Genomic DNA, 26238 nt, shown 5'->3' with positions numbered 1-26238 from the left:
CATATTTACACTTTTAGAATAACGAATAGAAATTCTATAGTTGTACGACTATAGAATTTTATTTTGCTGAAAGTGATAAAAAAGAGGAAACATGCATGTTATAATCCATCTTCTCACTGCTAGATTACCCCAAACCAAGAAAGCTAATTATGGATATAAATATTTACATTGCCACATAGCAAGGCTACTGCACATATCCTATCAACTGCTCTGTTCTATCTGCCAGGAAAAGAGGGATATTGACAAAAGTATCATCCTTTTTGAGATTAAGCATGGAATATCTGATGCGCAGACGGGGAGAATACTTCTTGTTATACTCTATCAAACTGCGCCCGGTAACACTTGTTCCCGACTTCACCTCCATAGGAATCACATCCAAACCACGCTGAATAATGAATTCTACTTCGGCCGTATTTCCTGATGCCCAATAATGAGAGCAACTGATTCCATTGGTCACCAGACTCTGAAGAACATAGTTCTCAGCCAAAGCTCCCTTATATTCCTTAAAGATTGGATTATCACTCAAATATGCCTCAGGACTCAACTCTGCAAGAACTCGCAACAAGCCCACATCAAGACTGTAAATCTTGAAGATGCTCAAATCTTCATATGATTTCAAAGGTACCTGTGGAGTAGAACACAAACTTACCTTGTATATCAGTCCTGCATTCTGAAGCCATGTAAAAGCATCCTCATATTCACGGGCTCTCGCACCAGGACGGACCAGCTGATAAACAAATTTTCTATTCTCCTTGGCCAACTGTGACGGCAATGACCGCCAGACATGCGAAATTCGATTGGCAAGCAAAGGCGTGGCATGCTTCACAAAGTCCAAGGAATAATCCTGCAGTATGCTACGAAGCATCGTTTCCACACCATTCAAATCTTTCTCTATCATCTTCATAGCCACTGCCGGCATTCCACCAGAAATACGATAGGCGGTAAAGGCTTGCGAGAGACGGTCGAAAAACACATCAGGAAGTGGTTCCAAACTATCTATCGACATATAATACTGATAGAGTCTGACATCACGCTGTTCCAGAAACTCAGAAAAAGTAACAGGATACATGTTCATGTGATCCACCTTTCCCACTGGAAACGAAAATCCCTGATGCCCAAAAGCCAACCCCTGGAGCGAACCGGCACAAGCCACAGCATACTCGGGGGTCTTTTCGCAGAAATATTTCATGGCACTAATGGCTTCCGGACAATCCTGTATCTCATCAAGGATAAGCAAAGTCTTTTGAGGCAAGATTGGCTCGGATGTAAGATACGACAACTGCTCGATGATTTGCAGCGGGTTCTTGATCTTGCGAAAGATATCACAAACACCCTCTTCTTCATCAAGACTGAAATAAGCACAATGCTCAAAGCTGTCTTTTCCAAATTTCTTCAGCACCGATGTCTTGCCTACTTGTCGAGCTCCCAGCATCATCAATGGCTTGCGGTCTCTACGCTCTTTCCATTGCTCCAATTCGTGAATAATCGTTCTGTTAAACATATCCTTATTTTTCTTGAAGTGGGGAAAATGTGGATTTTTACACATTTTTGATACCTCTTTTGTGTAATTCTCCACATTTTCCACACTTGAATCCATAATCATGGGGCAAAAGTACTAAAAAACAAGCAAGGAAACAAACTTCCTCACGTTCTTTATATTACTTTTAACCAACTTTACCATATTCCCGGAATCTAAAAGGGTGCGTCATAAGATAATTATTCACCCTCTTCTTGTTGTTGGAAGAGATAGGATAAGTTGTTGGAAGAGATAGGATAAGTTGTTGGAAGAGATAGGATATGTTGTTGAGGTAGTCAGTATCTCCGGTCGCACAACAGCTGTTGTGCGCTTGCATAACAGCTGATATACGCATGCACAACAGCTGTTGTGCATGCGGTGATCAACTGTTATGCGCCAACTATTATCTAGACTTATGACATACCCTCTTTTTAATTAGGCATTTCCTAGTCAAGGGTGCTTATTTATTATGCTACTATTATTATTTAAAGCTCAACACCTTATTTTCAACCATCAAGGCATGCTGAGGAACAATTTTTCTTGGCGTTCCGCCAGATTACAATCCGGAAGAACGCCTGGTGGGCTATATATCCGTATTTTACTCAACCTCTTCTATTTTCTTCAATTTCCAACCTTCAAATTGCATCACAATTTTATGAAGCAGGGTATCTTGACGCAATGCCTTAACTCTTGGAGCTTCAGCATAGCGATGAATCTGAGCTACGGCTTCATTCCATTGAGCCTCAGCCTTCGTTGTTTTTCTATCTTCACAAAGAGCAGAGAAATCCTTCTTTGGCAACACCTTCAGTTCTATGATGTAACTATGCTTTACAGCATAATGAGCCAAATTAGGCAATAAGAAGAAATCACAAAAGCCATGATTCAACTCTAACTCAGGTGCTGTGATATAGTAATTGCAAAGATTCAGATATGCCATGAAGAAGCCTTGTATATTCCTCTCCCCTTCTATACCATCACGCACTGAAGAAACCTTAGCATAAGACTCTGCCAGGAACGTCAGCCCTTCTTGCCATTTGCCCTCATAGGCCATGTCGTAAAAACAATCATCGAGTTTAGACGTATCAATAGGCAACTTCTCCTCAAACATCTCCTTGAGATAATCATAATACTGCTTGCGAACATTATTGTTAGGAATCCCTAAAACCATACGATCACCACGAGTGCCCTTAATAGTGAGCATGCCATAATAGAACAACAGACTTGGAAATATATTCGGGTCCGTCAACTGGTAGGCAGAAAAACTCTCCTCTAAGTGAGCTACTATTTCACCCGTTTCTGCTATCGTCTTGATAATACTCTTGCGATCGCCATCAAGTTTGTCAAGCTGAATGAGTTTTTTCATTTTGCTATAGTCGGTCCTAGTGTTACGGTCTATCATTTCCTTTGGCGCCTTTCCCTCGTTTATATAATTACGAAGATAATAAACCACCATGTCGCAATTGAAGACCTTGCTTTGTGTATTCAAAGCCCCCTCTGCAAAACAATAGTTATCATACCAAGGCTTCATATCATTAATCATCCACTCAATGTTGCAATCGGCAGCCAACTTACCCATACTTTTAAAATAGGTGAACATTTTACGTACATCTTCCTGAGAAAAACCAAGCATTTGATTGAAAGCCTTCTTGGTTGAGATGTGCCAACCAATATTAAAGCCACTTGTCACATCATCAAGGGTTACCGGACTTACACCCGTCATGAAAATACGGGTAAATGTACCCTTAAACTTCTTGAATACATCACGATAAAATCCATCGGCATGGGTGATGGCATGATACACATCTTCTCCCTTCTCATTGAGAATCGTATTCGTAAAATTATCATATTCATCAATAATCAGATAATTCTGGAGTCCCAGCTTCTGAGATTCATCATTGATTAAGATAAGTTTCGTATTGGCAGTGGGAGCCTCATACACCTTTTGAATGAACTCTGGAGAATAATGGTCACGATAGATATCCACAAAGCTATCAAACTTCACACGACAATACCGATCGAACTCCACTTCGACATCCTCTATTTTTCCACCAACACTCGAAAAGTCGAGGTGAAGTATCTGATACTTACCTTGCCAACGGGTAGGATGCTGTCCTATCCACAAATCTCCAAACCATCTATTGAATTGCTCAGGAGTTGTATTGCAGTCATAATAAGACTTAAGCATGCTGATAAACAGACTTTTACCAAAACGACGAGGTCGAATGAAGAACAAAAAGCGCCCTTCATTCTCCAATGTAGGTATGTACATCGACTTATCTACATAATAAAGGTTTTCATCCCTCATGACGGTAAAATCAGACACACCATAGGGTATCTCTTTGATTTCATCTGGCTGCAACATCTTAGATTTATTTTCTATCATAACCATGGAGTATTAATAATACAACTGCAAATATAAGCATATTTTTTGAGAAAGCAATCAGAAACGAAGGGAAAAAACAGATAAGACACAAAAAAGAGTGCACTGTAACAAACAATGCACTCTTTTTTTATTATCTTAATTCCTTATCCAGGAAATATTATCTGATGAACAACAGCTCACGATACTTTGGCAAAGTCCAAAGTTCATCGGCTACCAGGAGCTCGAGCTTGTCTATCTGATAACGGATTTCCTCCATCTTTGGAGCTACCGTGTCGTGATATGCTACTGCCTTCTCGCGCTCGCTCTCTATCTTGTTGGCTACCTTGCGGGCATCTACCAATGCCTCTACACCACGCTCTATTGCCTCGGTGCGCTCGGCTATCTCACGGATAATCTTCACGTTGCGGGCTGTCAGTTTCTTACCTTCCTCGCCACCGAAGATGTGAATCATGCCCTCTACGTTCTTTGCCAGACGGCTCTGATAGTGGGTAGCCACAGGGATAATGTGGTTCATGCTCAAGTCGCCCATCACACGAGCCTCAATCTGAATCTTCTTGGTATAGGTCTCCCACTTCACCTCGTTGCGTGCCTTCAACTCGCTCTCGCTCATCACGTTGGTCTTGGCAAACATCTCGATGCTTTCCTTGTCCAGATAACGGTCGAAGACTACCGGGCAGGATGCCTCGCAGTCCAGACCTCGCTTCTGAGCCTCTTCCTTCCACTCATCAGAATAGCCGTTGCCGTCGAAGCGGATAGGCTTGCAGGTCTTGATATCCTCGCGTACAATATCTATAATAGCCGATGTCTGGTCCTCGCCCTTAGCAATCAAGGAATCTACACGAGCCTTGAAGTCTTCGAGAGCCTCAGCTACGGCAGCATTCAGTACGATGAGAGATGAAGCACAGTTGGCCTCTGAACCTACAGCACGGAACTCGAAACGGTTTCCGGTGAAGGCGAATGGAGAGGTACGGTTGCGGTCGGTGTTATCGATCATCAGCTCCGGAATCTCAGGGATATCCAGCTCCATACCCTTCTTGCCAGCCAGGGCGAAGAGTTCTTCCTTGTCTGCCTTCTCGATATGGTCGAGCAGGTCGGTGAGCTGCTTACCGAGGAATGAAGAGATGATGGCTGGTGGTGCCTCGTTGGCTCCCAAACGATGGGCATTGGTAGCACTCATGATAGAAGCCTTCAGCAGTCCATTATGCTTATAAACGCCCATCAGGGTCTCTACGATGAAGACTACGAAGCGAAGATTGTCCTCCGGTGTCTTGCCTGCTGCATGGAGCAGTACGCCGGTATCGGTGCAGAGACTCCAGTTGTTGTGCTTGCCCGAACCATTCACACCAGCGAATGGCTTCTCGTGAAGGAGCACACGGAAACCGTGCTTGTGAGCCACACGCTTCATCAGACTCATCAGGAGCATATTATGGTCTACGGCAAGATTGCACTCCTCATAGATAGGTGCCAGCTCAAACTGGTTTGGTGCCACCTCGTTATGACGGGTCTTGCAAGGGATGCCGAGTTCGAGCGCCTGTACTTCCAGATCCTTCATGAAAGCCTGCACACGCTCAGGGATGGTTCCGAAATAGTGGTCGTCCATCTGCTGGTTCTTCGCAGAGTCGTGTCCCATCAGAGTACGGCCTGTGAGCATCAGGTCAGGGCGAGCCGAATAGAGACTCTCATCTACCAGGAAGTACTCCTGCTCCCATCCGAGATTGGTCTGCACCTTCTTCACCTGAGGGTAAAAATAGTGGCACACCTCGGTAGCCGCCTCACTCAGAGTATGGAGCGAGCGGAGCAATGGAGCCTTGTAGTCCAAAGCCTCACCGGTATAAGATATAAAGATGGTAGGGATACAGAGGGTATCGTCGATAATGAACACAGGCGATGTTGGATCCCATGCAGAATAGCCACGAGCCTCGAAGGTATTGCGGATACCGCCATTAGGGAATGAGCTGGCATCAGGTTCCTGCTGGACAAGCAATTTGCCAGAGAATTCCTCAATCATACCACCCTTTCCGTCATGCTCCACGAAGGCATCATGCTTCTCGGCAGTACCTTCTGTCAATGGCTGGAACCAGTGAGTATAATGTGTTACCCCGTTTTCCTCAGCCCAGAGCTTCATGCCGGCAGCCACGGCATCAGCGATGGAACGGTCCAGACGAGTACCGTTGTCTATCACATCGATGAGTTTCTCATACACATCAGATGGCAGATACTTGTACATCTTCTGGCGGTTGAATACATACTTGGCGAAGTACTCCGAAGGGCGCACCTTGGGAGCCTTTACCTCTACAGGTCTTTTCTTAAAGGCATCGGCTACAACCTCAAATCTCAAATTAGCCATTCTTTCTTTTATTATTAATTATAAGTTTGCGGGTGCAAAGTTACGAAAAAATGAGCAAATTGCTAGCGTTTGAGCGTATTTTTTATGCAAAATTCAAACTTTTCTTATTCTTAGCCTGCAAAAGATAAGACAATTCACGCATATTATTTCTCGGATTTGAGTATTTTATCGCCGATTATTTCTCGGATTTGAGTATTTTAACGCGATTTATTTCTCGGATTTGAGTATTTTCGCTATATTTGCACCTGTTATTCAAACAGTTACGATTATGGCAGAATATATACATAGAAACATAGACTCAGAACTCATCGTCTGGAAGGAAGATTCCATGCGGAAGCCCTTGCTGCTTCGTGGTGCCCGTCAGGTTGGGAAGTCATCAGCAGTTAAAAACTTGGGAAAGCAATTCGAGTATCTCGCCGAGGTAAACTTCGAACGTAACAAGGCAATCAAAGCCTTCTTTCAGGGGGATATTGACGTACGATTGATTGCTAAAAAAATCAGTAGCTATATCAATGTCCCTATAGAAGCAGGTAAGACGCTCCTCTTTCTCGACGAAATCCAGGAATGCCCTGAAGCCATCATGGCACTACGCTTCTTCAAGGAAGATTATCCTGAACTGCATGTCATAGCCGCAGGATCACTTCTGGAATTTACGCTTCAGGAGCTCCCTACTTTTGGAGTAGGAAGGATTCACTCGCTCTTCATGTATCCGATGACTTTCGATGAATTCCTGTATGCCAATCACGAAGAAGGACTCATTCTTCTCCGTAATGAAGCATACGGAAAACAGTCTTTAGATCAAGCCTTCCATGATAAACTCGTGGAATACTTCCGCACCTACCTGCTTGTTGGAGGCATGCCGGAATCTGTTCTGGCATGGACCAAGACACACGATTTCAACCGATGCAGAAACATCCAGGAAGACATCATTCTGACATACGAAGATGATTTCAGCAAGTATAAAAAGAGAGTCAACCCAGATTTACTGCGCACAACGATGCGTGGCATCTGTCATCAGGCAGGAGAGAAGTTGACATACAAGCAAATATCAGCAGATTATCAGAGTTCACAAATCAGAGAAGCCCTCCGCCTGTTGACACTTGCAGGAATCGTTACTCCTGTGGTCGCTACCTCGGGCAATGGTATTCCGCTGGATGCGGAAGCTGACGAGAAAAGCATGAAGGTCCTCTTTCTGGACCCAGGATTACTGTTAGCTGTGCTTCAACTGGAAGGCGACCTGTCTCAGCAGCTCATAGAACTTATTTTAGCCGGCACTCCTCAGGAACTTGTCAATAAGGGAGGCGTAACAGAAATGGTTGCCGGACTCGAGATAATGCGTTACAAACCATGCATCCAGCGCCAGAAGATGTTTTATTGGGAGCAGAAGGGGAAGAGTGTTGCCGAGATAGACTATCTGGAAATCCACAACATGAAGATTACACCTATCGAAATCAAATCGGGCACTCAGGGCGGCATGAAGAGTCTCTGGCTATTCATGAGAGAGAAAAAGCTCACCGAAGCATTCCGTTGTTCCTTAGAGAATTTTGGATCATTTGATTACATTGACAAGCAGGACGATAATGCCATAAGGCATGTCACCATACTGCCTCTCTATGCATTATCCCTATTGAGAAGCCGTTGATAGTCTGCTAACAAGCAGGATTAGGAATAAAAGTGCCTTTTTCCTACATGGCGACGTAATCTTTCCTACGTCCTGACACAGAAACTCCTGCGTCGCCATGTAATTTCAAGGGCATTAGAAGAGAAAAAATCCCTTGCAACCACTAGAGTCGCAAGGGATTCACATTATCCACTTATCTATTTGTACCTTAAGGGTTTATTGAAGATTGGAGGTCGGCAATTAGAAACGGTATACAACAAAGCTGTTTGGCTTCATCTTCACGTTCAACATATTGCCCTGAACCTGTGCATCTGATACTACAGGAACAACCACATTTTTATTGTCTATCTTGTTTTCTGCCTGAATATCGTCGGCATGGAGAGCGGTTACCTTACCTGGGTTCAACTTCTTGATACCATTAAAGGTGACGTTGATTTCCTTTGCCTCGTTAGAGGTGTTGGCAATCTTTACGATGTAGCTCTTGGTAGTCTTGTCGAAACAAGCGGTGGCATAGAGACCATTCTCGCCTGCTACAGCCTTGCCGTTCTCGGTAAGTTTCAACACATTGGTACCCTTGTTCTCACCGTAGAGCTGCTGAACATAGTAGTTGGCAGAACGGACAGAGCTAAGGTTATCGAACCAGATGAGGTCCGGACGCCACTGCCATCCCTCTACATGAGCGAAGAGAGGTGCATAGGTAGCCTGATAAACCACATCAGCATTACGCTCCAAACCGGTCATGAAAGCTGCCTCAGAAAGGGCTGTCTCCCAAGAGTTTGGATCATTCTCGGCATGAGCAGCATACTCACCGGCAAAGACCTTAGGACCCTTGCGGTCGTACTTGTCGTAACGGCTGGCATTGCTGCGGAACCATTCCGGACTCTTGTAGTAGTGCTCATCCACCATGTCTACGCCCAACTTGCGCATCTGCTTCCAACCGTAGTCGAAGTCCTTGCCATCAGCAGATGGACCAGATGAACCGCAGATCTTGATCTTTGGATACTTGGCATGAATCTGTTCCATGAACTTCTGCAGACGCTCAGGATACATCGGACCCCACTGCTCGTTACCGATACCAATCTGCTTCAGATTGAATGGTGCAGGATGACCCATATCAGCACGGAGCTTACCCCACTTAGAGGTGACAGGACCATTGGCAAACTCGATGAGGTCGAGTGCATCGTCGATATAGCTCTGGAGATCCTTGACTGCTACATGTGCATTAGGATCCTTATCATCGTTCTGATACTGGCAAGCCAGACCTACAGAGAGAATAGGCAATGGCTCAGCACCAATCTTCTCTGAAAGGAGGAAATACTCATAGAAGCCCAAGCCCAATGACTGATAGTAGTTAGGGAAAAGGCGATGTGGGAAGGTATCTCTCCAGCGGTTCTCGTTCAGAGGACGGTTCTCAGGAGCACCCACAGAGTTCTTCCACTCATAACGGGTATCGAGGTCGGTTCCCTCTACGATACATCCGCCAGGGAAACGGAAGATGCCTGGCTTCAGGTCGGCAAGATCCTGTACGAGGTCGGCACGGAGACCATTCCAGTTGTCCTCAGGGAAGAGAGAGATATGGTCGAGATCTACGCTCTCAGAACCCTTCTCCAGATAAACACGCATCAAACCCTTGGCATCGGTCTGAGGAGAAGTAAGGGTAGCAGTAAGCTTCTGCCATTTATTATTGGTGATGTTGATGACCTGCTTGGCAATGACATCATTCTTTGAATTGACGAGTTCTACGCGAATCTTGCCCTGCTTGCCATCGATGAGATGAAGACGGCCATATACAGTGAAATCGTACTTCATATCCTTCTTCAAGCCCATGCCGAAGAAGCCACGGTTCTCAAGACCAGTCTGCTTCTCACGTGCGCCTGCGCTCTCAAGTGTTACATAATGAGGGTTGCGGTCGAAGGCAGGTTTTACGTCGCTGAGGGTTACATTTCCGAATGTATTCCATCCCATCAGGCGCTGTGGGAATTCGAAGGAACGGTTCTCTACCATCTCTGCATAAAGACCACCATCGGCACCGAAGTTGATATCCTCGAAGAAGATACCATACATGGTAGGCTGGATTTCTGCTCCAGGCTTGTTAGCCTGAACAGTAAACTGATGCTGTGCGAAAGCTCCGAGTGAAGACATCGCCAGCAATGCTGCTGCGAAAATTTTTGCTTTTCTCATATTGTTTGTTATTTTTATTTTTTAGGTCTGTACTTGCACCTAATTAAATATAGGTGGTGCAGTAATTTGCTGCAAAGATTACACAAACGAGCGCAATGAAAGCTTGCTTTCAAATTGCCGAGTGCAGTAAATCTTCTGCAAAGATAAAAAAAACCACCCCGAATGAGGTGGATTTTCTGTTTAAATATATTGGATTTTCGTATAAATCCCTGCTTTTCTACTATTTATCTAATGGAATGAGCACGAAAGTGAAGTTCTTATCGCCATAATGGAGGCGATATTTCTCCAATGGCCATGCACCCCATGAGTTCTCACCAGCCACACCAGAATGCTCTGCATCGAGGAAGAGATTGGTGAATTTTGACTTCTTCAGGTTGAAACTGTGACGCTGATCCTTGTCATCACCATCATCCAGCTCTTCTGTATCGAAGTGGATAGCGGAAGCATAGAATGGCTTGCAGCTCTTCACCTTGAATCCGAAGCCGGAAGCATCGGTCTGGTTCCACCAGCGCATATCGTCCTTGGTACCACTCTCCTGTGGACGGATGTATGGGAAGTACTGGTTGTCGGCATCATCGCTATAGATTCCGATGCGCATGCAGTCCTCACGGTCTGAATAGTTCTCGATAGGACCACGGCCGTAATACTGGCTCTTGTCCATATCGTATGGCAACTGCATCAGCATACCGAAACGGAACAGATCGCTGACCTTGGCATCATCAGAAGCATCAAACTCCTGGCTTACCTTCATCGCACCGGTGTTAGGCATGATGAGATAATCGATTTCCAGCTCGCCCTTCACCTCTGGCATCTCATAGGTTGCACAGATATTGATGGTGTTTGCCTTCTTGTCCTTCTCTGCAGATACATACTTCAGGTTCATGACAGGGTTCTTCCAAACCTGGAACTTCTTCTGCAGGCCGGCACCGAAATCATTATCGGTAGGAGCACGCCAGAAGTTTGGCTTCAGGGTACCGCCCTCGCCGAGGAGCGACTTGCCACGATAGGTATATTCAGAGATGAGACCGGTGGTACGGTTCACCTTCACGGTCAGATCAGGAGTAGTAACGGTGATATCCTGCTCGCCCTTCTTGTCGATGAGTTTAGCCTTCACCTTCTTGCCATTCTGAGCCTTAGCCATGTTGTCTGCACAATGACCGCAGCACTTCTTCTCCTTCACTGCCAGCTGGGCATAAGCCACAATCTGACCAGCCTCCATCAGAGGTTCAGCCTTCTTCAGACGGAAATCGATGTTGAGGAACACCTCCTTGCCCTTTACCTTAGAAAGGTCGTAAGGGATGGTGAAGTTCTTAGTCTGCTGGGCAGCTACATCGATATCAGCGATGGTACCGTTCTGAGTCTCCACGCCATCCTCAATGAGGCTCCATGCCAAGGCATAGTTGCTCAGATCGCGGAAGAAGTTCTCATTGTATACACTTACTTCGCCCTTCTCTGCATTCACCATCTTAGCCCAGATGTTCTGATACTGGTAGGCAACCTCGTAGGCATGAGGATTGAGCTGACGGTCAGGACCGATGATACCATTGCAGTTGAAGTTATTGTCGCTAGGGTCGTAATTATTGTAATCACCACCGTAGCAGTATTCTATCTTGCGGAGCTCTTCATTGCTCATCTTCTCAGGATTCTTGATGGTCATCGGCTTCAATACCTTGCGGTGCAAGCCCTGGTCAACGAAATCCCAGTCGAAACCACCCTGGAAGATTGGATACTTGCGTACCAAGTCCCAGTAATCCTTCAGGTTACCACCCGAATTACCCATGGTATGGTTGTACTCGCACTGGATGAGCGGCATCGGACTGTTAGGGTCCTTCGCATACTTTTCACAAGCACTTACAGGATAGTACATAGGGCAGAAGATATCGGTACCCTCGCCTCTGCGAGCCTGCTCATACTGAACCGGACGGCTCTGGTCCTGGCTCTTGATCCACTTGTAAGCCTGCAGGAAGTTATCGCCCATCACAGTCTCATTACCCATACTCCAGGTTACGACACTAGGATGATTGAAGTACATGGAAACATTGTGCTGGTTGCGCTCCATAATCTGCTTGGCAAACATCGGTTTCTTGGCAGCTGCATCATCGCCATACTGGAAACCGTGACTCTCCTGGTTAGCCTCAGCTACCACATAGATACCATACTCATCGCAGAGTTCGTACCAGCGTGGATCGTCAGGATAGTGGCAGGTACGGACAGCGTTGATATTCAGGCGCTTCATAGTCTTGATATCCTGAATCATGCGCTCCATGCTCAATACATAACCTCCATCAGGGTCCATCTCATGACGGTTGGCACCCTTGATGAGCACAGGCTGACCGTTGACAAGGAACTGCTTGTTCTTGATTTCCACCTTGCGGAAACCTACCTTGACAGGAGTCATGCTAGCCGATTTCATCTCGTCCTTCTTCTGAGCACCCATCAGGGAAACCTGCAGGGTATATAAATAAGGTGTCTCGGCACTCCACTTCTGAGGATTAGCTACCTGCAGAGAGAAATTGGCAGAACCGTTCTTGGCTACGCCAGTAGTGGTTGCTACCTGCTTGCCGTCCTTGTCGAACAGGATGAAGGCCAATTTGCCATTACCCTTTACCTTGGTAGAGATATTGAGCACACCATCCTTGTAGTTGTTTACAAGGTCAGGAGTAACACGGATATCCTCCAAATGCAACTGGGCATCGCGGGCAAAGAGATAGCTTTCACGAGCCACACCACTCAAGCGCCAGAAGTCCTGATCCTCATCCCAGGAACCATCGCACCAGCGGAAGGTCTGGAAGGCAATCAGATTCTTGCCCTTCTTCAGATAAGGAGTGATGTCAAACTCGGCAGCTACCTTGCTATCCTCTGCATAACCGGCAAACTTGCCGTTTACATAGAGATATATGTTGGAAGTAACGCTACCGAAATGGGCTACAACCTGCTTGCCATCCCAGTTGGCAGGAATGTCGATGATACGGCGGTAAGAACCAACATGGTTGTCCTTGGTAGGAACTGCTGGTGGCTGCTGGTCAAAATGTCCACGCCATGCAAAACCATTATTTACATACTCCGGATCGCCAAATCCATTCATCTCCCAGTTGCCTGGAACATTCATGGTCTTCCATTTGGAATCATCAAGATCTTCCTTGTAGAAATCGGTAGGACGCTGGTCGGCATTAGCCACCCAGTAGAACTTCCAGGTTCCGTCGAGCGAAAGGAAATACTTGCTCTCCGTCTTGTTCATGTGCAGGATATCCTTGCTCACGATCTTACCGTCTTTCTCAAAAACCCAGTCATCTGCCGGATAGGTGAAGAAATTGGTGTGCAACGGAAAACGATTGATGGCATTCACCTGAAGGTCGTGCCATTCTGTGTAAGTTGGCTGTTGGATGGTCGTCTTATTCAACGACTTAATGGCAGTCTTCGGTTTGGTTGCACCAAAGGTTGCCATTGCTAATCCTGCCAAACTCAATGTTACGAACAGTCTCTGTTTCATGTTTGTTAGTTATTTATACATTAGATTGAAATTACACCTTATTATATATAGGCTATTCTATACCTTATTATATATAGGCATATCCTGGAGCATCTTATATACCTCCATGTTGCCGGTAGCCTCAGCTAAGCAACTGCAAATATATGAAAATTAAGTTAGAAACAAGCAGAACGACCGTTTTTTTATTGTTTTTTCAACACCGGAGCACCATTTTTCCAAGAAATAGGTACCCATACCATCATAGAAAGGCATATAAATATATAAAACTTTTTCAATATCCGCTAAAAGAAAATGACAAAAAAGTTTGGTGTTTCAAAAAAAATGCAGTATCTTTGCCATCATAAAATAAACAACGAAACGAGATAAAAATTATGATGACAATCGAAGAATACAGAGCAGCCATCTTGCAGGCTTTGCTCGAAACTAAGAACGAGGACGGCACTCCAGCCATTACTCCAAAGGAAGCACAGGAAGCACTCAACGGATTTACCGACGATGAGTTGCAAGACGGAATCCTATGGAATTCGCCCGAAGACGTGGCAGCTATTATCCTCGAGGGGTAATTCACGGAAGCAAGATCCAACATCAACAAATGAAGTTAAATCCAACTGTCAAATGATAAGAAAAGGAGTAGAGACTTATTCATAGTCTTTGCTCCTTTTTCGCTTTTTCTATCTTCTTTTTTCGTTTTTAGTTCCGTTTCTCTTTCCTTTCTTCCTAAAATCCTCTTATAAAAAGCTTCCTTCAAAAGCCTTGTAAGACTTCATTTCTGTTGCAAAAGCAATAAAAAACTAAAGAATGCGACAAAAAACAAAAGAATGTGCAATTTTTCTTTCACAATTCAATTATTATTTGTAAATTTGCAGCCGCATAAACGGAAAGGGAACTTGCAAATCCCTCTTCAATCAGTTTAAAAAGATAATTTTACCGGTAAAAAAGATATATTAAATAATGAAGATAGAAAACGAAATCATCAGCTCGGTCATCGCTGCGGTGAAGGAGCTTTATGGTCAGGACGTACCAGAGAAGATGGTAGCCCTGCAGAAGACCAAGAGTAATTTCGAAGGTAACCTTACCCTCGTCGTATTCCCATTCCTCAAAATGTCAAAGAAAAAGCCTGAGGATACAGCACAGGAAATCGGCGAATACCTGAAGAAAAACTGCGCTAACGTTATCGCAGACTTCAACGTGGTTAAGGGTTTCCTCAACCTTTCTATCGCTCCTGCCGCTTGGGTAGGACTCTTGAACACCATCAACGCTGACCCTAAGTTTGGTGAGAAGCCAGTTACTGAGAACAGCCCGCTCGTCATGATTGAGTACTCTTCTCCTAACACCAACAAGCCTCTCCACCTCGGTCACGTTCGCAACAACCTCCTCGGCTGGTCATTGGCCCAGATTATGGAGGCTAACGGCAACAAGGTAATCAAGACAAACATCGTTAACGACCGTGGTATCCACATCTGTAAGTCTATGCTCGCCTGGCTCAAGTGGGGCAATGGCGAAACTCCTGAAACTTCCGGCAAGAAGGGCGACCACCTCATCGGCGACTACTATGTAGCCTTCGACAAGCACTATCGTGAGGAAATCGCAGAACTCAAGGCTCAGTATATGAAGGATGGCATGGACGAAGAAGCTGCCACAGAGAAAGCTAAGGTAGAGGCTCCGCTGATCAAGGAGGCTCACGAAATGCTCGTAAAGTGGGAGAACAACGACCCTGAGGTTCGTGCTCTCTGGCAGAAGATGAACAACTGGGTTTACGCTGGCTTCGATGAGACTTACAAGATGATGGGTGTAAGTTTCGACAAGATATATTATGAGTCAAATACTTACCTCGAGGGTAAGAAGAAGGTAGAGGAAGGACTGGAGAAGGGTCTCTTCTTCCGCAAGGATGATAACTCTGTTTGGGCTGACCTCACCAACGAGGGCCTCGACCAGAAGCTCCTGCTCCGTTCTGACGGCACCTCTGTTTATATGACTCAGGACATCGGTACTGCCGACCTCCGTTTCAAGGATTTCCCTATCGACAAGATGATCTATGTAGTAGGTAACGAGCAGAACTACCACTTCCAGGTGCTCTCTATCCTGCTCGACCGTCTCGGCTTCAAGTGGGGTAAGGACTTGGTTCACTTCTCTTACGGAATGGTAGAGTTGCCTAACGGTAAGATGAAGAGCCGCGAGGGAACCGTAGTAGATGCAGACGACCTGATGGCAGAGATGATTAAGGATGCTCGCCAGACAAGCGATGAGCTCGGCAAGTTCAAGGACATGAGCGAGGAAGAGCGCCAGGAGATTTCACGCATCGTGGGTCTCGGAGCGTTGAAGTACTTCATCCTCAAGGTAGATGCCCGCAAGAACATGCTCTTCAACCCAGAAGAGAGTATCGACTTCAACGGCAATACAGGTCCTTTCATCCAGTATACCTATGCTCGTATCCGCAGCATCATGCGCAAGGCAGCAGCCGAGGGCATCGAGATTCCTGCTGAGTTGGGCGCCGATGCTCCTATCAACGAGAAGGAGATTGACCTCATCCAGAAGATGAACGACTTCGCAGCAGCCGTAGCCGATGCCGGCAACAACTACAACCCTGGTGGCATTGCTAACTACTGCTACGAGTTGACCAAGGAGTTCAACCAGTTCTATCACGACTACAGCATCCTGAATGCTGAGAGCGAGGCTGAGAAGATTACCCGTCTGGTTCTTGCAGCCAACGTGGCAAAGATTCTGAAGAACGGTATGTCTCTGCTCGGCATCGAGGTTCCAGAAAGAATGTAATATATACATAAGATATAATAACCTACAATTTAAAAATAAAAAAAATATTGACTATTTGACATAATGAGCATGGCCCTGGAGCTCGACTCCAAGGCGCATGCTCATTTCAGTTTTAGCCAATCCTTTTTGTTTTCCAACCCCAAAAAGAATAAAGATGAATAAAATGCCCGTAAATCCTCCTTCATGGAGAAACGATACCGTTTTGCCTCTACCCAACGAGGTAGTAGCCAACGCCTGGGCTGTGGATGCCGCCTGTTCCGGCAATCCCGGTCCAATGGAATACCAATGCATCGACCTTCAGACCGGTGCCCAGGTTTTCCACTATGGTCCTATCCACGGCACCAACAACATCGGCGAGTTTCTCGCCATCGTCCACGCCCTCGCCCTGATGCAGCAGAAAGGCATTACCGACAAGATCATTTATAGCGACAGCGTGAATGCCCAGCTCTGGGTAAGCAAGAAACAATGCAAGACCAAACTGGAGCACACTCCCCAGACCGAACAGCTCTATCAGGTCATCGCCCGAGCCGAAAACTGGCTCCGCACCCACCCCATCACCATACCTATTATAAAATGGGAGACGAAGAAATGGGGCGAGATTCCAGCCGATTTCGGAAGAAAGGGATAAAAAGGACATTTTTATGTGCCTTTCCCGAAATAATACCCGTAAAAGCTTGCAATTTCAGATATTTTGCTTAATTTTGCAGCTATTATCGTATTAAACATACATAATCGTAAGAATGGAAATAGAAAAAGAAACAATATTATTAATGTCGAAAGGAGACAAGAAAGCATACGAAACGATGTTCCGCAGGTTCTATCCTAAGGTACACCGTTTTGTAGCCATGCTCTTGAAAAACGAAGATGATGCAGATGACGTCAGCCAGCTCATCTTCTTAAAGGTATGGAACAAGCGCGAGAAGTTTGCCGATATCCAAGACTTCGATTCCTACCTCTTTATTTTGGCAAAATATACTGTCATCAACTATATTTCCTCCAAGCATATCATCCCAATAGATATAGACAGTCTGCCAGACAGATACGCCAACGAATCTTCGCCACATGACGATGTGGTGGCAAAGGATACCCAGCTGCTCATCGACATGGTGGTAGAAAGCATGCCGCAGCAACGCCAGCAGATTTATCGCATGAGCCGCGAGCAGCATCTCAAGAACGAAGAGATAGCCCAGCGCCTGGGTATTCAGAAGAAAACGGTAGAAAATCATCTTAACCTAGCTCTTAAAGAAATTAAAAAAGCCTTATATTTGATGATTTTGTTACCTTGGCATTGGGTGTAACACCATTGAAACATGTCTTAAAAGTAAATGAAGTTTTTATTATGGCAACAAAGATAAGGGATATCATAGATTATTATAGCGGGCACAATGTGCCGGATGAAATAAAAGAAAGGGTATTAGATAGGATTTCCAATACACAAGACGATAAAGAGGCGAACGAGGCATTTAGAGAATTATGGGACAAGGCTGATTCAGCCTATATGGAAGAAGAAGAAATTTCTGCTGCATACAACCGCCTCTTCGAAACAGAAGAAACAAGAGAAATAGAAAAGAAAAAATCGCTTCGAATCTTCAACTTTGCCAAACTGGCTGCCGTCTTCGTACCGCTGCTGATGCTGATTGTATTCGGCAAGCTCTACGTCCAGATGAACAACCAACTCAAGGATATAAAACTGGCAACCATGCTCCAGGAGCATACCATCAACGAAGAGAGCAAAGTCATCGCCTTGGCAGACGGAACGAAAGTAAGACTCAGCCAGAGTTCCGTACTCCTCTATCCTTCCTCTTTCAAGGGAGCAGAAGAACGCAAGGTTTTCCTGTCGGGAGAGGCATTCTTCGACATCAGGCATGATGATGCCCAGCCGTTCCACGTCAGCACTCCTCATTTCGAGATTACCGACTTGGGCACCTCTTTTACGGTTTCATCTTATTCAAATACAGATGAAGTATCTGCCACACTCAAAACCGGCAAGATAGAACTCCGCATCATAGGTCAGGAAGACAAGGTTTACAGCATGAAACCTAACGACCAGTTAGTATATAATGTAAAGACCAAGGCAGTAAACCTCCGCAAGGTTTCGGCCGAAGAAGATGGTACAAGCTGGCGCAACAAGGAGATTGACCTGAACGATGTTACGCTGGCAGAAGCTGGTAAGATTCTTGGTAATGCATACGGAGTGAAATTCACCTTCCGTTCAAAGAATCACCAGAACACGAAGGTTACAGTTCATTTCAACCGTGGCGAAACCCTCTCGGGAGCCATGTTTGTTCTGAAGAACCTGGTTCCTGGTCTGAAATATGAAGTGAAGAAAGATGAAGTAATCATCAGATAGGCATATATTATAATAGGTAAAGAAAAGGTGCATTATGTAAAAATGATGCGCCTTTTTTCATAAAAGTGTATCTCTGCGGGGGATATGGAAACAGAAATAATAACATAAACTGGAAATATCATGATAAAGAATTTGATTTTTGATTTTGGAAAAGTACTCGTAGATTACGAATACTTTGAAACGCTTGACCAGATATTCAAGACCCACGAACAGGCTGAAGAATTCTACCACCTTCTGATAGACGGCAAGTGGAATGAGAATATGGATCGCGGAGATTCTTTCGAAGAAACCTTCTGCAAGATGCAGCAGATCATGCCGCAATACAAGGAAGAAATAGCAACCGTAGCCCAGCGCTTTAACGATTTTGTAAGGGGCGAAAAAGAAGGAATGCGCAGTTTGCTGACCCAGTTGAAGGCAGAAGGCTACCACCTTTACGGACTTTCCAACTGGTGTACCAAGGTTCACGAGACGATGGCCCAATATCCCATCTTCCAGCTTCTGGAAGGACAAGTGATTTCTTCAGAAGAGAAAATCATCAAACCCGACAGAGCTATTTATGAAAGAATCTGCCAGAAATACAATCTGAAACCGGAAGAATGCCTTTTTGCTGACGACAGAATGGAGAACGTAGAAGCCGCCCAACATTTCGGAATGCAGGCCATCTGCTTTGAGGATGCCGCACAGTATGAACGGGAATTGAGAAAAATCGTTATAAATAGTTAATAACCTTCCCAAAAGTTTCCATATATAGATTCTTTTACTTATATTTGCACATGTTTTAAATATAAGACAAATAATGAAAGAAAGATTTAAGGTTCTGTTTTCAAAAGACGCTGACGACTTTTTGGAAAGTCTTTCACAAAAAGCAAAGGATAAGATATTGTCAAATATCCGAAAGGCTAAATATGTCTTAAATCCTAAACTCTTTAAAAAGCTGGAAGGAACTGACATATGGGAATTCCGTACAAAATATGATGGAATCCAATATCGTTTACTTGCATTTTGGGACACTTCAACTAATTCATTAGTCGTAGCAACTCATGGGTTTATCAAGAAAGTGCAAAAAACGCCAAAACAACAGATAAAGCGAGCAGAGGAAATCAGAGCATTATATTTTAAAATGAAAAGAAAGTGACTATGGAAGAAATGAAATTTTATAGTGAAGAAGAAATGCTAGATAAGCATGTCGGAAAGATTGGAACTCCTCATCGTGATCAATTTGAGGATGAAATCAACACATTCTTAATTGGCGAAGCTATTAAGGAGGCTCGTAAAAACAAAAAACTTACGCAAGAACAGTTAGGCAATCTTGTCGGAGTAAAGAAGGGACAGATATCTAAGATTGAGAATGGCAAGAACCTTACACTCAATACTATTTCCCGAGTACTTCATGCTATGGGATTACAGGCTCATCTAAATATTCCGACAGTAGGACAATATGCAATTTAGATCCTACATTTAAGATACTCATTAGAAAGAAGACAAGGGCAGAAACTCCCAGTTCAGGAAATCATACTGAACTGGGAGTTTCTGCCCTTTACCTTGCTCTTCTGTCGGCAACCGTTAGTTCTGGATATGTGATGCTTTGCGAGAAAAAAATCAATCGTATATATTATTAGGTGAGAAAATAAAAAAGAAAAACACAGTTGTTTGCGAACACAAGATATTTTTTCCAGAAAAACTTCATTTTAACAGTTTTGTAATTGGGTGTAACTCTCTTTCCCGTTGTCTTCAAGACGTAACAAGAAAATTATTAATAACTTAAATAGATAAAGTATGAATCTTAAACGAATCTCTGCGTCATGCTTCTGTTTGCTTCTGGCAGGCCAGATGACCCTTTCGGCTCAGAACGTCAGCTTCAGCTCAAACAAGGTAACGCTTAAGTCAGCTTTTGAGAAGATTGAAAAGGAATCTAAGTATAAGATTGCCTACAACTCCTCACAGTTGGATGCTAACCGTTCGGTTACATTAACCAAGAAAAGTGATGATGTCTTTGGTATGTTGAACCAATTGCTCAAAGGTACTAATTTTACCTATGAGATGGAAGGCAACTACATCGTCATCAAGCCTCAGCAAAAAGCTAAATCTCAGGCTCATGGCAAGAAAATCAAGGTACGTGGTGTAGTGAAAGACGAAACTGGCGAGCCAGTTATCGGCGCTACCGTCATGGAAAAGGGTACCACCACCAATGGTGTTGTAACCGATATTGATGGCAACTATACCATCGAGATTCCTGCCGACGGTATGTTGGCAGTATCATACATTGGCTGCAAGGACCAGGACATCAAGGTAAATGGTCGCGAAGTAATCAATGTTAACCTGGCAGATGATAATAAGGTATTGGAAGAAGTTGTGGTTGTAGGTTATGGCGTGCAGAAGAAGCGCGACGTATCTACCGCTGTGTCTTCAGTCAAGGCAGAAGCTCTCGCCAATAATCCTTCTACCGACTTCCGTCAGGCTTTGGCTGGTAAGATGCCTGGTGTTCAGGTAACTGTACCTAGCGGAGACCCAGAGGGTAGCGTAAGCATTCGCGTTCGTGGTGTAAGTACCGTCAACGCCGGTAGCGATCCTCTCTATGTAGTAGATGGTGTTCCTATGGAGCGTGGTTTTGCCAATCTGAACACCAACGATATCGAGTCTGTTGAAGTTTTGAAGGATGCGTCTGCAGCAGCTATCTATGGTAGCCGTGGTTCTAATGGTGTAGTTCTCGTTACAACCAAGAAGGGTACCTCTGATAAGCTCTCTGTTTCTTACGATGGTTACGTAGGTGTACAGAGTGTATCAAAGAAACTCGATATGATGAACGCTTACGAATATGCAGAATTCGTAAAGGATGCACACGACAACGCATATTTGGATAAAAATCCTAACGGAAGCGCTAACGATCCTAACAGTTCGCGTAAAGAAGGTTACATGAAGATTCCTGATATGTTGGTTCCATATTTGGAAGGAAAGACTGGTCTTACAGATACAGACTGGCAGGATGCGATCTTCCGTAGTGCGATGACTACCGGACACAACATTTCGCTTTCTGGTAAGTCAAACAGCATCAATTACTTCGTATCAGGTAACTATATGAAGAAAGAAGGTATCATTATCGGTTCTGACTTCGAAAAGTATGGTGGCCGTTTGAACCTCTCTGGTCAGAACAAGCGTCTGAAGTTCGGCGTAAACTTCGCACCTTCTTACTCTGTATCTAACTCAGTAAATGCTTCAGGTGCAAACGGAATCGTTCAGTCTGCATTGATGATGCCTCCTATTTTCCCTGTTTATAATCCAGACGGCTCTTATAATTATCAGGGTAATGGTTTCTTGCGTATCGGTACTGACTATCAGATTAACGAGGTGTTGAACCCTGTTGCTATGGCTCGCTTACAGTCAAATGTTACTGATCGTATGTCTATTACAGGTAAGGCATTTGCAGAATTGGAACTCATGAAGGGACTTTCTTATAAGTTCTCTATGGGTGGTGATTATTATGGTGCTCATAATGATAAATATCGTCAGTCTTCGTTGCCTTTGACGGGAAAGAATTACTATGATACTCCTTCTAATCCAACGGGTTACAGTTCTTCTTCTTTCTACTTCAATTGGTTGATAGAGAACCAGCTTACTTATACTACAACAATTAATAAGAAGCACAATATTTCTGCAGTCTTGGTACAGTCTGCTCAGAAAGAGACAATGAAGTCTGATAATGTTACGGCAACAGATTACCCTAACGACTACATCCATACAATAAATGGAGGTACTGTAACTGAGGGTGGTTCAGACAAGACTCAGTGGTCTATCGCTTCTTATTTGGCTCGTGTTCAGTACAACTACGAGGGACGCTATATGCTTTCAGCAGCAATCCGTACAGATGGTTCATCACGTTTCGGTAAGAACAACCGTTGGGGTTACTTCCCATCAGCTTCTGCCGCTTGGCGTATCAGCGATGAGCAATTCTTCAAGAATGTGAAGGAATTGTCTTTCATCAATGATATGAAGATTCGTGCCAGCTATGGTGTGACAGGTAACTTCCAAATTGGCGATTACGACCATTTGGCAACCATGTCTATTGACAACTATATTCTTGGCAATGGTCTGGCTTATGGCTACAAGCCTGATAACATCAAGCGCGACGACCTGAGCTGGGAGAAGAACCAGATGATCAACGCCGGTATCGACCTTCAGATGTTTGACGGATACCTCGGCTTATCTGTAGACTACTATAATACCAACACCTCAAACATGTTGCTTTATGTACCAGTACCTCTCTTGACTGGTTATAGCACCTCTCTTCAGAATCTGGGTAAGGTAAACAACCGCGGTTGGGAAATCGGCTTGACTTCACAGCATACATTTGCTAATGGTTTGGGATACTCATTCAATGTAAACTATGCAAAGAATACCAATGAAGTGAAAGAGTTAGGTCCTGGTAATGCACCTATTATTTCTTCTGGTAGTGTTGGTCATGCTTATTATATTACAGAGGTTGGCAAACCAATTGGTAGCTACTATCTTTTGAAGTATGATGGTGTATTCAAGAACCAGCAGGAACTTGATAGTTATCCACACCTTGCTAACGCAAAAGTGGGTGACTTCCGTTTCGTTGACGTTGATGGAAGTGGCGATATTGACTTGGACAAGGACCGTACAGTATGCGGCAACTACATGCCTAAGTTCACCTATGGTTTCGGTGGTAAGTTCTGGTACGGTGGTTTCGATATGGACTTCAATTTCCAGGGTGTTTATGGCAACAAGATTCTGAACTTGAACCGCCGTTACATCGACAACATGGAAGGTAACGTAAATGGTACTAAGGTAGCTCTTGACCGTTGGAAGAGTCCTGAAAATCCAGGTAGCGGTTGGGTAAACCGTGCTAACCGTAAGCAAACAGGTAGTAACGGACGTACTTCAACCTGGCATTTGGAAGGCGGTTCATACCTCCGTCTTCAGAACTTAGCATTGGGTTATACTTTGCCACGCACCTTTACACAGAAGTTTAAGGTAGAGAAGATGAGAGTTTATGTTTCAGGACAGAACCTCTTTACCATCACAGACTACAGCGGTTACAACCCTGAGGTAAATGCCCGTCCATCTCAGAACCTGACTCCAGGTGAGGACTATGGTACTTATCCTTTGGCAAGAACTTATATGTTTGGTTTGAACATCACATTATAAAGAATTACACAATATGAAAAAGATATTATTTTTAGCATCTTTAGTAACTTTGCTGATGACTTCATGTGGAGACAGCTTCTTTGATTTGGAGCCAGCAAGTAAAGTAACGATTGATAAGGTGTATAAGACTGCAAGTGATTATAATGTTGCTGTAGTCGGCTGCTACGCTAAGTTGCAGTCTCAGGTAAATTTCTACAAAGAATGCTGTGAGTACCGTAGCGACAACATGGAGGTGAAAGCCCCTACAGCTGGTACTCAGGACCGTTATGACATCAACCATTTTGAAGATAAGCCTTCAAATGGTATTCTGTCTAACTACTGGGCAAACTTCAACAACAACATTTACCGTTGCAACCTGATTCTCGACCAGATTGACGGAGCGCAGTTTGACGAGACTTTGAAAAAGCAATATAAGGGTGAGGCCATGTTTATCAGAGCCTTGAACTACTTCAACATGTATCGTGTATGGGGTGGTGTTCCTGCAACAAAGCATGTAGTAAGTGCTGCTGAAGCTTTGAAGATTGCAAGATATTCTGACGAACAGATGTTCGATCTGATTGCAGGTGATTTGAAGGAGATTGTAGATAACAATTATCTTCCAGAGAAGTATTCAGCATCAGAAACAGGACGTGTAACAGCTAATGCTGCCAAGGCTCTGTTGGGTAAGGTTTATCTTACATTCCATAAGTGGAACGAGGCAAAGAATGTTCTTTCTCAACTCATCGGCAAGTATTCTCTGTTGCCATCAATCGGTCAGGTATTTGACGTGAACAACAAGAACAACGCAGAGATTATCTTTGCTGTTCATTTTAATAAGGAGATTGTAAACGAAGGTCATTCTTATTGGTACGATATTACCAACTTGACCGACGAAAGCGGTCAGGCAGAAGCACTTGTAAACTGCTTTACACCAGGTGACACCCGTAAGGAGATGATTACTTATGTGAAGGCAGAAAGCAAAGCCTATCTGATGACTAAGTTCCTGGATACCAAGAACGTATCATTCAACCAGGTAGGTAATGACCAAATCCTTCTCCGTTATGCAGACGTACTTTTGATGTATGCAGAGGCATTAAACGAACTTGGATATGATGCATCAGAAGGTTCTATCGCATTGAAGCAATTGAATGCAACCAGAACAAGAGCAGGTCTTTCTAAACTGACAGCTGCAGATGTTCCTACACAGGAAAGCTTCCGCAAGGCTATTCTCGATGAGCGCCAGAAGGAGTTCCCATACGAGGGTCATCGTTGGTTCGACTTGGTTAGAATGGGATATGCTAAGAGCGTATTGGCAAAACAAGGCTTGAACATTCAAGATTATCAACTCCTTTTCCCTATTCCTCAAACAGAAATAGAAAAGGTGGGAGATTCTAAAATCCTGTGGCAGAACCCAGGCTACGACAAGTAAAATATTTCATTTCAAGAGGGCTCCGGTCCTCTTGAAATCTATAGTATAAAAAGGTATCGTTTTTCCTCATCTTATAAACTAAAATAAACAATGAAAAAGATATATATACTTTCCGTATTGTGCATGCTTTCTTCTATGAGCTTTGCACAAAGCAATCTGAAAGAGATTCTTAAGAATTTCAACAAGCCAGCAAAAGAAAATGTTATGGTAGTTTCTCATCGTGGAGACTGGCGTAATGCCCCTGAAAACTCTATTCAGGCATTCCAGAACTGTATCGACATGGGTGTTGATATGGTTGAGTTGGACTTGAAGAAGACAAAAGATGGCGTTCTGGTTCTGATGCACGACAAGAAGATTGACCGAACCATGAATGGTAAGGGATTCCCAGAGAACTATACCCTCGATTCTTTGAAGATGCTCCGTTTGAAGAATGGTGTAGGCTGCAAGACCCGCCATCAGATTCCAACTTTCCGTGAGGTAATGGAACTCTGCAAGGGCAAAATCATGGTGAATGTTGACAAGGGTTACGACTACTTCGATGATGCCATGAAGGTTTTGAAGGAGACTGGTACAGTTGACCAATGCATCATCAAAGCAGAACTTCCTTACGAGGTGGTAAAGGCTGAACATGGCGATGTTCTCGACAAGATGATTTTCATGCCTGTAGTTAACCTCGGCAAGCCTGGTGCAGAAGAGGTAATCGACGGTTACATCAAGAACATGAAGCCAAAGGCTTATGAATTGGTATTCAAGACTGATGATGCCAACACTCGCCGTCTGATTAAGAAAGTACGTGATAGTGGAGCAAGAGTTTTCATCAATACGCTCTGGCCTGAGCTTTGCGGTGGACATGATGATGATCGCGCCGTAGAACTCAAACAGCCAGAAGAGAGCTGGGGATGGATTGTAGGTCAGGGAGCTAAACTTATCCAGACAGACCGTCCTGCTTTGCTTCTTGATTACTTGAGAGCCAAGAAACTTCATAAGTAAAATTCAATAGGTTT

The 26238-nt window shown here is 44.3% G+C and carries 17 protein-coding genes; 12 read left to right on the top strand and 5 right to left on the bottom strand.

All coding sequences use genetic code 11. The features are described from left to right. Window positions 1–184: 184 nt before the first annotated feature. The 3 genes from ACWJAO_RS01855 to ACWJAO_RS01845 form a co-directional block, all read right to left on the bottom strand. Window positions 185–1501 (bottom strand): ATP-binding protein, encoded by a 1317-nt coding sequence (locus tag ACWJAO_RS01855; RefSeq protein ID WP_449139067.1) that lies wholly within the window; start codon window positions 1499–1501, stop codon window positions 185–187. A 613-nt stretch (window positions 1502–2114) separates the two neighbouring features. Further along, the gene (locus ACWJAO_RS01850; protein WP_264901614.1) at window positions 2115–3899 is read right to left on the bottom strand and encodes an ATP-binding protein; all 1785 of its coding nucleotides are present in this window, start codon (window positions 3897–3899) and stop codon (window positions 2115–2117) included. 157 nt (window positions 3900–4056) lie between these two features. Further along, window positions 4057–6246: a glutamine synthetase III family protein gene (locus ACWJAO_RS01845; protein WP_287798341.1), complete on the bottom strand. Its 2190-nt coding sequence runs from the start codon at window positions 6244–6246 to the stop codon at window positions 4057–4059. A gap of 268 nt (window positions 6247–6514) precedes the next feature. Here ACWJAO_RS01845 and ACWJAO_RS01840 point away from each other — a divergent pair, with 268 nt between their 5' ends. Further along, window positions 6515–7888, top strand: coding sequence for an ATP-binding protein (locus tag ACWJAO_RS01840; protein ID WP_449139066.1), 1374 nt, complete (start codon window positions 6515–6517; stop codon window positions 7886–7888). A gap of 219 nt (window positions 7889–8107) precedes the next feature. Here the strand turns inward: ACWJAO_RS01840 and ACWJAO_RS01835 are convergent, their stop codons facing one another. Both ACWJAO_RS01835 and ACWJAO_RS01830 read right to left on the bottom strand, forming a co-directional pair. Next, the gene (locus ACWJAO_RS01835; protein ID WP_449139065.1) at window positions 8108–10048 is read right to left on the bottom strand and encodes an alpha-L-arabinofuranosidase C-terminal domain-containing protein; all 1941 of its coding nucleotides are present in this window, start codon (window positions 10046–10048) and stop codon (window positions 8108–8110) included. A gap of 220 nt (window positions 10049–10268) precedes the next feature. Further along, a complete protein-coding gene (locus ACWJAO_RS01830) occupies window positions 10269–13538 on the bottom strand; it encodes a glycoside hydrolase family 2 TIM barrel-domain containing protein (protein WP_449139064.1) in 3270 nt (1089 codons plus the stop codon). A gap of 371 nt (window positions 13539–13909) precedes the next feature. Here ACWJAO_RS01830 and ACWJAO_RS01825 point away from each other — a divergent pair, with 371 nt between their 5' ends. The 11 genes from ACWJAO_RS01825 (at window position 13910) to ACWJAO_RS01775 (ending at window position 26224) form a co-directional block, all read left to right on the top strand. Next, window positions 13910–14101: a hypothetical protein gene (locus ACWJAO_RS01825; RefSeq protein WP_217314088.1), complete on the top strand. Its 192-nt coding sequence runs from the start codon at window positions 13910–13912 to the stop codon at window positions 14099–14101. A 388-nt stretch (window positions 14102–14489) separates the two neighbouring features. Beyond that, window positions 14490–16310 carry an arginine--tRNA ligase gene (gene argS, locus ACWJAO_RS01820; RefSeq protein ID WP_006848023.1) on the top strand — a complete coding sequence of 607 codons (1821 nt, stop codon included), beginning with the start codon at window positions 14490–14492 and terminating at the stop codon, window positions 16308–16310. A 154-nt stretch (window positions 16311–16464) separates the two neighbouring features. Beyond that, window positions 16465–16938: an RNase H family protein gene (locus ACWJAO_RS01815; protein ID WP_449139063.1), complete on the top strand. Its 474-nt coding sequence runs from the start codon at window positions 16465–16467 to the stop codon at window positions 16936–16938. 112 nt (window positions 16939–17050) lie between these two features. After that, a complete protein-coding gene (locus tag ACWJAO_RS01810; protein ID WP_117691847.1) occupies window positions 17051–17608 on the top strand; it encodes an RNA polymerase sigma-70 factor in 558 nt (185 codons plus the stop codon). 41 nt (window positions 17609–17649) lie between these two features. Further along, on the top strand, window positions 17650–18660 hold the full coding sequence (locus ACWJAO_RS01805) for a FecR family protein (protein WP_449139062.1): 1011 nt from the start codon (window positions 17650–17652) through the stop codon (window positions 18658–18660). A gap of 120 nt (window positions 18661–18780) precedes the next feature. After that, entirely contained in the window at window positions 18781–19383 is a 603-nt protein-coding gene (locus ACWJAO_RS01800; RefSeq protein ID WP_449139061.1) for an HAD family hydrolase, read from the top strand. A gap of 73 nt (window positions 19384–19456) precedes the next feature. Next, window positions 19457–19795 (top strand): type II toxin-antitoxin system RelE/ParE family toxin, encoded by a 339-nt coding sequence (locus ACWJAO_RS01795; RefSeq protein WP_117727341.1) that lies wholly within the window; start codon window positions 19457–19459, stop codon window positions 19793–19795. Between the two features lie 2 nt (window positions 19796–19797). After that, window positions 19798–20109: a helix-turn-helix domain-containing protein gene (locus tag ACWJAO_RS01790; protein WP_153079658.1), complete on the top strand. Its 312-nt coding sequence runs from the start codon at window positions 19798–19800 to the stop codon at window positions 20107–20109. A gap of 327 nt (window positions 20110–20436) precedes the next feature. Continuing rightward, complete coding sequence (locus tag ACWJAO_RS01785) at window positions 20437–23826, top strand: TonB-dependent receptor (protein ID WP_449139060.1); 3390 nt, start codon at window positions 20437–20439, stop codon at window positions 23824–23826. A 13-nt stretch (window positions 23827–23839) separates the two neighbouring features. Further along, a complete protein-coding gene (locus ACWJAO_RS01780) occupies window positions 23840–25234 on the top strand; it encodes a RagB/SusD family nutrient uptake outer membrane protein (protein WP_449139059.1) in 1395 nt (464 codons plus the stop codon). 90 nt (window positions 25235–25324) lie between these two features. Next, window positions 25325–26224: a glycerophosphodiester phosphodiesterase family protein gene (locus ACWJAO_RS01775; protein WP_449139058.1), complete on the top strand. Its 900-nt coding sequence runs from the start codon at window positions 25325–25327 to the stop codon at window positions 26222–26224. The last annotated feature ends 14 nt before the right edge of the window (window positions 26225–26238 follow it).

The sequence above is a fragment of the Segatella sp. genome, assembly GCF_977051555.1.
The sequence above is the reverse complement of the archived record's forward strand: the minus strand, read 5'-3'. Positions and strand labels throughout refer to the sequence as shown.

Coding starts and splice junctions, on each gene's coding strand:
- ACWJAO_RS01795 (WP_117727341.1), top strand. CDS start 19,457: ATGAAAGAAAGATTTAAGGTTCTGTTTTCAAAAGACGCTGACGACTTT.
- ACWJAO_RS01785 (WP_449139060.1), top strand. CDS start 20,437: ATGAATCTTAAACGAATCTCTGCGTCATGCTTCTGTTTGCTTCTGGCA.
- ACWJAO_RS01830 (WP_449139064.1), bottom strand. CDS start 13,538: ATGAAACAGAGACTGTTCGTAACATTGAGTTTGGCAGGATTAGCAATG.
- ACWJAO_RS01840 (WP_449139066.1), top strand. CDS start 6,515: ATGGCAGAATATATACATAGAAACATAGACTCAGAACTCATCGTCTGG.
- ACWJAO_RS01835 (WP_449139065.1), bottom strand. CDS start 10,048: ATGAGAAAAGCAAAAATTTTCGCAGCAGCATTGCTGGCGATGTCTTCA.
- argS (WP_006848023.1), top strand. CDS start 14,490: ATGAAGATAGAAAACGAAATCATCAGCTCGGTCATCGCTGCGGTGAAG.
- ACWJAO_RS01805 (WP_449139062.1), top strand. CDS start 17,650: ATGGCAACAAAGATAAGGGATATCATAGATTATTATAGCGGGCACAAT.
- ACWJAO_RS01790 (WP_153079658.1), top strand. CDS start 19,798: ATGGAAGAAATGAAATTTTATAGTGAAGAAGAAATGCTAGATAAGCAT.
- ACWJAO_RS01780 (WP_449139059.1), top strand. CDS start 23,840: ATGAAAAAGATATTATTTTTAGCATCTTTAGTAACTTTGCTGATGACT.
- ACWJAO_RS01815 (WP_449139063.1), top strand. CDS start 16,465: ATGAATAAAATGCCCGTAAATCCTCCTTCATGGAGAAACGATACCGTT.
- ACWJAO_RS01845 (WP_287798341.1), bottom strand. CDS start 6,246: ATGGCTAATTTGAGATTTGAGGTTGTAGCCGATGCCTTTAAGAAAAGA.
- ACWJAO_RS01810 (WP_117691847.1), top strand. CDS start 17,051: ATGGAAATAGAAAAAGAAACAATATTATTAATGTCGAAAGGAGACAAG.
- ACWJAO_RS01855 (WP_449139067.1), bottom strand. CDS start 1,501: ATGTTTAACAGAACGATTATTCACGAATTGGAGCAATGGAAAGAGCGT.
- ACWJAO_RS01825 (WP_217314088.1), top strand. CDS start 13,910: ATGATGACAATCGAAGAATACAGAGCAGCCATCTTGCAGGCTTTGCTC.
- ACWJAO_RS01850 (WP_264901614.1), bottom strand. CDS start 3,899: ATGATAGAAAATAAATCTAAGATGTTGCAGCCAGATGAAATCAAAGAG.
- ACWJAO_RS01800 (WP_449139061.1), top strand. CDS start 18,781: ATGATAAAGAATTTGATTTTTGATTTTGGAAAAGTACTCGTAGATTAC.
- ACWJAO_RS01775 (WP_449139058.1), top strand. CDS start 25,325: ATGAAAAAGATATATATACTTTCCGTATTGTGCATGCTTTCTTCTATG.